The following is a 9,619-nucleotide window of genomic DNA, read 5'->3' as shown; positions in this document are numbered from 1 at the left end:
GTGGTCGAGGGAATCAACAATAAACTTAAACTAATAAAACGGAGAGGCTATGGCTTTAGAAACTTTCGGAATTTTTGGGTTAGAAGTATGTTATCTTGGCATCTTGTATGTTGATTTAGCATAAAGGGTAACGAAGAGCCGGAAAATTTAGCTTAGTTTGTCTAGAGATAAGAAACTCTATTGATAGAATTACCCAAAATTGTAGCAGTTATCTGAATAGTCAGGTACGATAAAATCAAGTTAGTAAATTACCGCCCCTTAACTAATGTCTAACTCGAAATCCGATAACGTTTGGGACCACAAACCCCGTTGGTGTCAACCTTGGTCGATTTTATTGACAGGAATTGCCCTGATTGCCGGCTGTTGGTTTTTAACCCAGCGTCTCTGGTTAACTCTACTCCTATCTATTCCTATACTCCTCTGGTGGTTTGTCTTCCTAATTCTTTATCCGCGGACACTGCAGCAACAGTTAAACACAGAAAGAATCGGGGAAAGCATTGATTAAAACAGGAAAGACAGGACAGGGATTTTTATCCTGTAATTGACTACTTTCATCTCCGCGAAAAGTGTTCCAACGGAAAGGAGCTTTTTTTTCACTCGACATCCATAAAAGTCTTTTTGCTCGCGTCATCGCTACATACAAAAGTCGGTATTCTTCAGCTTTTTTAAGTTGTCCAGCTTCTAACCAAGCGCTTAAAGGTGGGGGAATAATTGGTATGCTGTCGGGGTTTAAATAGCGTTGATGAACCGCTGCTCGAATTTGCGCCCGGGCTACTTCTGCGAGGGTAAAATCTCCCAAAAATTTCGCCCCATTGGGAACCCAAGGTTTGCCAGGAATAATATCTTCATGAAGAAAGGGAATAAAAACATAATCCCAGTCTAAACCCTTGGCTTTGTGCATAGTAATAATCGTCAGTTGTCCGGGACGAGTATAACAATCGTCGTTATCTTCTTCCACCCCTTCAAAGCGCTCAGAGGCGATAATTTCATTGAGAGTATTGATTGTATTTTTTAGAGAACTATTACCAGCAGTTTCCTGATAAATACGGGCGGTTAATTTTTGCAATGTGGCTAATTCTGACCCTGAATATTGGAGAGTCATAGCGAAAAAAGACAGGAGTTGATAATGGGGTAATTCTAATCTAGCTTTTAGTAAACTGCAGCAATAACGACGGGCGATTTTTTCGTTAGATTTCAGTTCGGGATCGAGGGGAGTGGGATAAAGAAATTGTTCGGGATAGGTAACTAAAGGATTTAAGTCTTGGGCAGTAATTAAACCCCTAAATTGTAGCACTTCTAAGGCCGCTTTGAGATAATCGGGAGAGTGGGGACGTTCGACAAAAGCCAATAGTTTCAGCATTTCGGCGGGAATTTGGGAAAAGCGATCAATCTCGTTAGCTTCAAAAATTCTGATTTGATAACTTTTGTAAAAATGGGCGAATTTTTGAGCAAAAAAGTGTCCCTGTCGATTTTCTCTAACGAGGATAGCCGCATTATGTTGAGGGTTTTCTTGGAGTAATTTAACTAGACGTTTTTCAATTAATTCCACTGTTTGATAAATGTCATCGGGTTGATAAATTTCTAATCCTTTTCCCTCCTTAACTGGATTAGGTTGGGGATCTTCGGCGCTGACGGGAAGGATCGCTTGAACCCGAAAAGGAGCCTCGGTAACTTTATGATTATCTTTTCCCTGTTTCCAATCTCGATCAACCCATTGTAAAACTAAATTAGCAGCTTCGATAATTTTAGTATTGCTGCGACCTGCTTGGTTCATAGTGGATAAATTGCCTTCGTTTTGACAACTTTCACAAAACCAATTAAAGTAAACAGGATCGGCGGGGGTAAAGGTAGAATTAATGGCTTGATTGGGATCGCCGACGCGAATTAAATTAGGTATTTCCCCGTCATTATTTTTTGCTAAAATAGTAATTAGTTTTTCTTGGAGAGGACTAGAATCCTGTGCCTCATCTTCAAAGACTCCAAAGACAGATTTTTGCCATTGTCGGCGAATTTTTTCTTCCTCTAATACCCGCAAGGCTCCTAAAATCATGTCATCATAATCTATATAGTTTTTCTGACGCATCAGGATTTCATACTGTTGGTACAAACCACTAGCAATAGCGAGAATTTGATAATTATCGTCGGTGTAGTGGCTTAATTCCCAAACTTGCTGCGGTGATAATCCCGAACTTTTTAGCTCATGAATGGCCGTATAGGCAAGACTAGGTAAAATTTCGGTTCTCAGCACCGATTGACGGCGTAATCTTTCGGTTTCTTCCCCATCAAATTCCACTCCTTCTAATAACTTTTGATAACGAATTGGGTCGGCAATTAGCCATTTTTCCACCGAGTTTCTAATAATTCTGTGGCTAGGAGTCGGAATAACTAAGGTAGAAGATTCGAGGTCTAATCCCGATAATTCCGGGTAACGACGGGCTAATTGTAGGGCCAGTCCATGCAGAGTTTGAACGCTAAAACCTTGGGCTGAAAGTTGTAAATCTTGCAAGCGTTGTTTAATTTTAGCTTTAATACTAGCGGCAGCCGAGCGGGTGTAGGTGACAATAATTAACTGTTTTTTAGCATGAAGTTGCTCACGAGCAATAACCATGGCGGCAGCTACGGCCAAACTGTGGGATTTTCCTGCCCCCGGCACCGCAGAAATGGCCATTTTTCCCCCTTGCCAATCGGCTAATTCCTGTTGTCCGGCTCGCAGTTGTTGCCGGAGATTGACCAGTAAATTTTCTCGATTAATTACTTTAGTTTCGCTCATTATGCCCCGCCAATTTTATTTTTAGTTTAATTGTATTACTAATTATAGTTTCTTCTTAAACCAATTGCTGTAAAAGTTAGCTAGAGATAACTAGAATGGGGAGATGGGGTTTTTCAGTGAACAGTAAACAGTAAGCAGTAAGTAGGGAGGCACAATTATTTGTAGGATGGGTTAGCGGTAGCGTAACATGAGCGGGTGTTGGGTTTCATGCTTCAACCCAACCTACGTTCATCTTATATTTAATTCCACCCACCCACTTAATCAGTGAAAAGAAAGTAGCGAAGTTTTCACCTAACACTGTCCACTTAAAACTGTAATCTGATCACTGATCACTGATATATAGCCAATTTTGTTGTACTTCTACCCGAATTTTGCCCGTTAGGGAGGAAGTGGCATCGCGATTAACACCAGTAATGAGATTAACCACTGACTCAACTTCGGCAAAATTAGGGGATGAGGGTAAATATTGAGCCAAAAATAAACGAATCACTCGTCTTTGTATCGCTAGAGGTAGAATTTGTAAAGGGGAGCGATCGAGTCTTTGTTGATCTAGATCGATAACCTGACGAAAAATATCCCGGGCAATACTATCTAAATAATCGCTTTCTGCTTCCAAAATTTCGGCAGTTTGGGCGAGATGTTTTTCGATTTGGGGATTTAAATTAGTTTGCAGGTAGGGTAATAATTCCAGACGGATGCGATTGCGAGCATAGCGTAAATTCTCATTAGCTCGATCATACCAGATCGGTAATTCTCGACTTTGACAAAAAGCGAAAGTTTCCTCGCGAGTGACATTTAAGAGGGGACGGACTAAAAAAATATCTGGGGTTAAACTTGTCAACCAAGTTAAGGCAGAAAGTCCATCACTACCCGCCCCGCGCGTGAGATTATAAAGAAAAGTTTCCGCTCGATCGCTCCTCGTGTGTGCCGTGAGAAGATAATTAAAACCCTGTTCTTGGGCGATTGTTTGTAAAGCTTGATAACGCCATTGTCGGGCCTTGGCTTCCGTTTCCGCCATGGGGGGTGCGGTGGCAATATAAACGGGTAATTGCCAAATTTCGGCGATTTTCTGCACATGATCCACTAATCCTCGGTCCTGAGACCAACGGTGATCACAATGAGCGATCGCTAGTTGCCAACCCCAACGAGAGCGCAAATCCAGCAATAATTGACCTAAACAAAGGGAATCCTGACCTGCCGACAATGCCACTAACAGAGACGCATTTTTAGGTAGTAATTGTCCCTTTTTCACCGTGGTTTCCAGACGAGTATGGAGAGGTGTCCAAAAATTAGCCAAAATTTTTAGATTTATTTACTTGACAAGGGTGTGGGAAGTATTTTCAGTGAACGGTAAACTGGTAACTGATAACTGATAACTGATAACTGATAACTGATAACTGATTTAACCTTGCCAATTAACCCAATCTTGGGGTTTTAGGAAGACATCATAGAGTTTTGCTTCTGGGGTGTTTGGTGCAGGTTGATAACAGTATTCCCAACGGACTAAAGGAGGTAAAGACATCAAAATTGATTCGGTACGACCGTTAGTTTGCAACCCAAAAATTGTGCCACGATCATAAACTAAATTAAATTCTACATAACGACCGCGACGATAGAGTTGAAACTGACGTTCTCTGTCACCGTATTCCGTCGAGCGCCGTTTCTGGACAATGGGAACGTAAGCGGGTAGAAAAGCTCGGCCACAGTCATTAATGAAACTAAAAATTTCTTCCCAGTTGCGGGGTTGTTGGGGAGATAATTTTTCTGAATAGATAGCGGCATCACTTTCGGCAAAAGGACCCCGATAGAGAGGGTCTAAACCGTCTTGGTAATCAAAGAAAATCCCGCCGATGCCTCTGGCTTCCTGACGATGATTGAGATAAAAATATTCATCACACCAGCGTTTAAAAACGGGATAATATTCGGGATGATGTTGGTCGCAAACCTGTTTAAAAGTGCGGTGAAAATGACTAGCATCTTCTTCAAAAGCATAGTAGGGAGTTAAATCGGCACCACCGCCAAACCACCAAACCGGACCTGCTTCAAAATAGCGATAATTGAGGTGAACCGTGGGAATATAAGGATTGTGAGGATGCAAGACCATCGAGGTTCCCGTGGCATAAAATTGATGACCGGCAGCCTCGGGCCGTTGTTTGGCAATGCTAGGAGGTAATTCTTTCCCCCAAACTTCCGAAAAATTCACCCCTGCTTGTTCAAAAATTGCCCCTTCCCGCAAAACTCGCGAACGTCCGCCGCCACCTTCGGGCCGTTGCCAACTATCTTCGATAAATTTTGCTTGTCCATCCACTTCTTCTAATCCCTGACAAATTTCATCCTGTAGGGATTTCATAAATTCACTGACGCGGCTACGGCTGTCACTGGCGGGCAAATTGGCAAGGGTGGGGGTTGTGGTGAATGCAGTCATACTCAAGGATCAAAGTTGATAACTCAGTGATTATATTACTACTGGGTGATGAAACGGCCGCTCTTCGATACTTAACTTAACATTTAGACGGATTGGGGGTGGGGAAGTGGGGAAGTGAGGGAGTGGGGAAGCGGGGAAGTGGGGAGAATAAATAAAAATAATCTCCTGACGACCGGCTCCTGAATTTCGCCAGAATTAGTCTCAATCAGGTTTTTTTAAGAGTTTTGCCCCACAGTTTTTACAAAAATTGGCATCTATATCGTGACGGGGTAAACCACAATCTGGACAAGGATAATCAATTTGAGTGCCAGATTTTAATAGTTGTTTAGTCAGAGCGCTAATCTGCAAGGGAATTAACAAAACTCCCGTTAAAATCATTAAAACTGTCACCATTTTGCCCCCATCGGAAAGGGGAGTTACATCCCCAAATCCCACGGTAGTCATAGTCACAATGGCGAAGTAAAAAGCATCAAAAAATGTCCGATAGACTTGGGAATTAATCGGGTGTTCGATCTGATAAATTAAACCTGCATAGACAAAAATAATCGAGAATAGAGTTAGTAATATGCGAGTAAATACTATCTGATCGGAAGTTTTAATCCTAAAAATAGAAAGATCGGAACCAAAAAAACGAATCACTCGCAAAATTCTAAACCAGCGAAAAATTCTAAAAAATCTAATATCAAAAAAACCAAAAAATAGGGGCAGAATTGACAATAAATCTAGGATCGAAAAAATATTAAAAACAAAGCCTAGTTTTGATTCCGCACACCAAAACCGAATTAAATACTCTAGGGAAAATAAGCTTAAAATTCCCCAATCAAGCTGACGTAACCACATTTGCCAAGTGGCGGATAAGGGATAGGTTTGAGCCACATAAATCCCCAAAGATAGTAAAATTAATGCTAAGATAAGCAGATTTACCGTCAGTCCGATCGCCGTGGTGACATCCTCTAAATAAAAAGCTATTTTGGCACGAAAAGAGAGCATAAATTCAGCGATCAGTAAACAGTAATCAGTAATCAGTCAACTGAAAACTCACATCTGATAAGTAGTTGGATAAAAGTAAAGTTAACTGTGGGGTAAGGAGTCGGTCGTCAGTAGGAATTGCGGCAATTTACATTTCTTAAGATAGACAACAGAATTTATGTCCGACTACTTAACTGATAACTGATAACTGATAACTGATAACTGATAACTGATAACTGATAACTGATTAAGGTAATTCCACCGAAGTTGGTTTAGCAATATGAGGCAAACCCCAACCCAATTTTTCCCGGAGGATGCGGAAGAATTCCGTCGATTGCAGGCGAATAAAATGAACATTGTAGGGGGATTTCTGCACATTAATTCGATCTTCTGGCAAGATATAAGAACCGCCATTACCGTCCACTACCATCACCATCCGATTAGCAGTTGCTGGGAAAATATTTACAGTTTCCTTGTCAGAAAATACCAAGGACCTGGAAGCTAAAGAATGGGGACAAATGGGGGCTAATTGTAATACCGGCACATCGGGAGTTATTACCGGGCCACCGGCGCTGAGAGCATAGGCAGTAGAACCGGTAGGAGTGGAGAGAATCACCCCATCGGCAGCGATATCGACGGGCGCGTGTTCACCAATTTGAATCTCAAAATGACACATACTGGTGAGGGGTTCGCGGTGGACGACCACCTCATTGAGAGAAAGTGCCTCCCAGAGGAGGGTATCTTCGCGAAATAGTCGCACTGTGATCATCGAGCGATTTTCGAGGGTGTAATTCCCCTCTAGAACCAGTTCTAAGGCGGGTTCAAGCTGATTTAGGTAAATTTCGGTCAAAAAGCCCATGTGTCCCGTATTGACCGTTAACAGGGGCAAATTGAGGGTGGCCAACTGCCGGGCCGCCGATAGGACTGTACCATCGCCCCCCAACACGATCGCAAAACTTAAATCCTGATCGAAGTGGGGGGGGACTAACTGATCGATCGGGGTAAAACAAACCGGACGAGAGGGTTTAGAATGGCCTAGCAGGCCACCGCTTCCGGTAGCCATAAACACCTGCCAACCTCGGGAAAGTAGCTGATCTTGTATCTGATGGGCTGTTTTACAAGCGATAGGCTTAATATCGTTGTAAATAATGCCGATTTTGGGCATTGACAAATTTTCCTACTGCTGGTTCACGCTTTCTTTTTGAAAGGAGTTTTCTTCTTCTTCTGAGCTTTTTGTTTCTCGAAGTCGATTTCCTTGAGCTTCTTGAGAATGCGGCTAAAGTATTCTTGTAAATAGGATTCTAAAGTAGTTGTTTGACTCGGATCAAGGCCAAATACTTGATAAACTTCTGCCATGGGGGCATCAAGAGCTTGACCACTAGCGAGAACTTCCGCAAAAGCTAGTCGGTCGGATATATTATAAGTCCATTGGAAACAACGGCTTATTCCCCGCATAAAACGCAGTAATCCCATGGGTAAACGCCAAATTTTCCCCTCTTTACCCGATAAGCGTTCGCAAACTTCGATAATTTCTTCAGCTTTCCAAGCTTTGCTGCCCACCACAGGATAGGATTGACCGACGGTTTCGGGGACTTCTAGGGCGCGAACGGCGAATTTAGCGATATCTTGGGTGTCCATGTAGGCGATCGCCGTACTTTCCCCCGTGATCCAGACCGTTTGATTATCTAACATCGGGATGGCGTATTGACCGATTAACCCCTGCATAAAGCCACAGGGACGCAGAATTGTATATTTTAAACCCGATTCTGCTATAAATTTCTCGGTACAGCGTTTTATCTCCATCAAAGGCACGTTGGGATATTTTTCGGCATTGAGAATCGAAAAGAAAATAAAGCGATCTACCCCGGCGGTTTTGGCCGCTTGAATCAGATTAACTTTACCATCCCAATCCACCTGTTTAATGCTGGCTGAGTCCGTCGCCCGGGCAGTAGCGGCATCGATCACCGCGTCCATTCCCTCTAAAGCGGCAATAATGGTACTCTTATCCCGTAGGGTTCCCCCGACTAATTCCGCGCCCCATTCCTTCAAAAAAGCCCCTTTTCTCTGACTGCGTACCAAACAACGCACTTGATGTCCCTGATCGATGGCATGACGCACGATCTGTCGCCCTAGGGTTCCTGTCGCACCGACAACTAATACTTTCATCTATAATTAATTTTTTGTTACATTTGTTAACACTTCTCTAAGATACTATCAAAAAAGTGGATCATTGGGGATAGAAAAATTCTAAGATTCCCCGATCCCCGTCCAGTTCTACCATTGTTCCCACCGGTAAAGCGGCATTATCGCCATCATGACCGAAAGGTAACTCAGCAATAACCGCAATACCCAAATCGCCCAAACGCTCTTTTAAGACTTCCTCTACGGTTTGACTATCACTACCGGGGGCTGCCAGACAACGGCTAAAACGACCGAGGGCAATGCCTTTAATTTGGGAGAAAATGCCCAGCATTCGCCACTGAGTTAACATTCGATCGATCCGGTAGGGGGCCTCGGTTACGTCCTCTAGGGCTAAAATTACCCCCTCTAGGGTGGGTTGAACCGAGGTTCCGAGGAGATGGGTGGCTACGGTTAAATTAGCTGGTAATAAGCGTCCCCGCACTTTGCCCCCACCCCAACCTTGACCGACAAGAGGGGCTAAAGGACGACCTTCCAGAAGATAAAAGAGGCGATCAATTGATTGGGGACTTTCTTGGGCTAAGGTGGTTAAAACTGGCCCGTGAACGCTACAGATGCCCTGTTTCGCTAAACTCCATAAAATCCCCGTCACGTCGGAAAAACCGATTAACCATTTCGGGTTAGTTTTTGCCCATGTCCAATTTTCTAAGAGGCGAGCGCTACCGTAACCCCCCCTAGCGCAGAGAATTGCTTGACAATCGGGATCTTGCCATGCTTGGGCTAAAGCTTGACGACGTTGCTCGTCGCTACCAGCGAGATAACCGAGACGATTCGACCAATTCTCGCTAAATTCCACTTGATAACCCCTCGATCGCCAGATTTCTACGCCTTTTTCTAGGGCGGCTAATTCCTTGACGGCACCACTGGTGGCCACCAGAGAAACTTTAGCACCGGGTTGCAGAAAGGATGGGATGATCATAGGTTAATTCTCTTTTGTTGGCGGATTAAGCGGAAATTACAGGTAATTTTGTGACAGCATGAAAACTGACAGCATATTCTATCGAATGTTTCTCGATTTTCCCGATTCGTTCTTTGAATTAATTGAGCGACCCGATGCTAGGGTTAGCAATTATCGATTTACTTCCCAAGAAGTCAAACAACTAGCTTTTCGATTGGATGGTTTATTTTTGCCGCTCGATAATCTAGAAAATTTGCCCTTTTATCTGGTAGAAGTGCAGTTTCAAAAGGATGAAGACCTATATTATCGATTATTTTCGGAACTTTTCCTGTATCTTAGACAGTATAAACCTTTGTCA

10 protein-coding genes are annotated in these 9,619 nt (G+C 43.2%); 3 read left to right on the top strand and 7 right to left on the bottom strand.

Annotation, left to right across the window (positions count from 1 at the left end; translation table 11 throughout):
- The coding region (locus O9332_RS18855) for a transposase (protein ID WP_130758671.1) at window positions 1-114 on the top strand (114 nt) is incomplete at its 5' end.
- 151 nt (window positions 115-265) lie between these two features.
- Complete coding sequence (locus O9332_RS18850; RefSeq protein ID WP_043999446.1) at window positions 266-505, top strand: DUF6737 family protein; 240 nt, start codon at window positions 266-268, stop codon at window positions 503-505.
- Here the strand turns inward: O9332_RS18850 and O9332_RS18845 are convergent.
- From O9332_RS18845 to O9332_RS18815, 7 genes are all read right to left on the bottom strand, one after another.
- Window positions 470-2,770, bottom strand: coding sequence for an ATP-dependent helicase (locus O9332_RS18845; RefSeq protein ID WP_002762978.1), 2,301 nt, complete (start codon window positions 2,768-2,770; stop codon window positions 470-472). The two genes, O9332_RS18850 and O9332_RS18845, sit on opposite strands and share 36 nt — an antisense overlap.
- A 322-nt stretch (window positions 2,771-3,092) precedes the next feature.
- Window positions 3,093-4,067 carry a tRNA lysidine(34) synthetase TilS gene (gene tilS, locus O9332_RS18840; protein WP_002762977.1) on the bottom strand — a complete coding sequence of 325 codons (975 nt, stop codon included), beginning with the start codon at window positions 4,065-4,067 and terminating at the stop codon, window positions 3,093-3,095.
- A 105-nt stretch (window positions 4,068-4,172) separates the two neighbouring features.
- A complete protein-coding gene (gene hemF, locus O9332_RS18835; protein WP_002762975.1) occupies window positions 4,173-5,195 on the bottom strand; it encodes an oxygen-dependent coproporphyrinogen oxidase in 1,023 nt (340 codons plus the stop codon).
- Window positions 5,196-5,396: 201 nt separating this feature from the next.
- The gene (locus O9332_RS18830; RefSeq protein WP_288026858.1) at window positions 5,397-6,185 is read right to left on the bottom strand and encodes an ion transporter; all 789 of its coding nucleotides are present in this window, start codon (window positions 6,183-6,185) and stop codon (window positions 5,397-5,399) included.
- 226 nt (window positions 6,186-6,411) lie between these two features.
- Window positions 6,412-7,329 carry an NAD(+) kinase gene (locus O9332_RS18825; RefSeq protein WP_288026861.1) on the bottom strand — a complete coding sequence of 306 codons (918 nt, stop codon included), beginning with the start codon at window positions 7,327-7,329 and terminating at the stop codon, window positions 6,412-6,414.
- 23 nt (window positions 7,330-7,352) lie between these two features.
- Complete coding sequence (locus tag O9332_RS18820; RefSeq protein ID WP_002762970.1) at window positions 7,353-8,330, bottom strand: SDR family oxidoreductase; 978 nt, start codon at window positions 8,328-8,330, stop codon at window positions 7,353-7,355.
- Window positions 8,331-8,391: 61 nt separating this feature from the next.
- Window positions 8,392-9,282 (bottom strand): S66 peptidase family protein, encoded by an 891-nt coding sequence (locus O9332_RS18815; RefSeq protein ID WP_288026855.1) that lies wholly within the window; start codon window positions 9,280-9,282, stop codon window positions 8,392-8,394.
- A 58-nt stretch (window positions 9,283-9,340) separates the two neighbouring features.
- Here O9332_RS18815 and O9332_RS18810 point away from each other — a divergent pair.
- A partial coding sequence (locus O9332_RS18810) for a DUF2887 domain-containing protein (protein ID WP_288026853.1) occupies window positions 9,341-9,619 on the top strand: 279 nt, incomplete at its 3' end.

It is taken from the genome of Microcystis sp. LE19-10.1B, from assembly GCF_027530565.1.
Classification (GTDB): domain Bacteria; phylum Cyanobacteriota; class Cyanobacteriia; order Cyanobacteriales; family Microcystaceae; genus Microcystis; species Microcystis aeruginosa.
The sequence above is the reverse complement of the archived record's forward strand: the minus strand, read 5'-3'. Positions and strand labels throughout refer to the sequence as shown.

What these genes read in the sequence shown, in the direction of transcription:
- O9332_RS18850 (WP_043999446.1), top strand. Translation starts at nt 266, where the DNA reads ATGTCTAACTCGAAATCCGATAACGTTTGGGACCACAAACCCCGTTGG.
- O9332_RS18845 (WP_002762978.1), bottom strand. Translation starts at nt 2,770, where the DNA reads ATGAGCGAAACTAAAGTAATTAATCGAGAAAATTTACTGGTCAATCTC.
- hemF (WP_002762975.1), bottom strand. Translation starts at nt 5,195, where the DNA reads ATGACTGCATTCACCACAACCCCCACCCTTGCCAATTTGCCCGCCAGT.
- O9332_RS18830 (WP_288026858.1), bottom strand. Translation starts at nt 6,185, where the DNA reads ATGCTCTCTTTTCGTGCCAAAATAGCTTTTTATTTAGAGGATGTCACC.
- O9332_RS18825 (WP_288026861.1), bottom strand. Translation starts at nt 7,329, where the DNA reads ATGCCCAAAATCGGCATTATTTACAACGATATTAAGCCTATCGCTTGT.
- O9332_RS18820 (WP_002762970.1), bottom strand. Translation starts at nt 8,330, where the DNA reads ATGAAAGTATTAGTTGTCGGTGCGACAGGAACCCTAGGGCGACAGATC.
- O9332_RS18815 (WP_288026855.1), bottom strand. Translation starts at nt 9,282, where the DNA reads ATGATCATCCCATCCTTTCTGCAACCCGGTGCTAAAGTTTCTCTGGTG.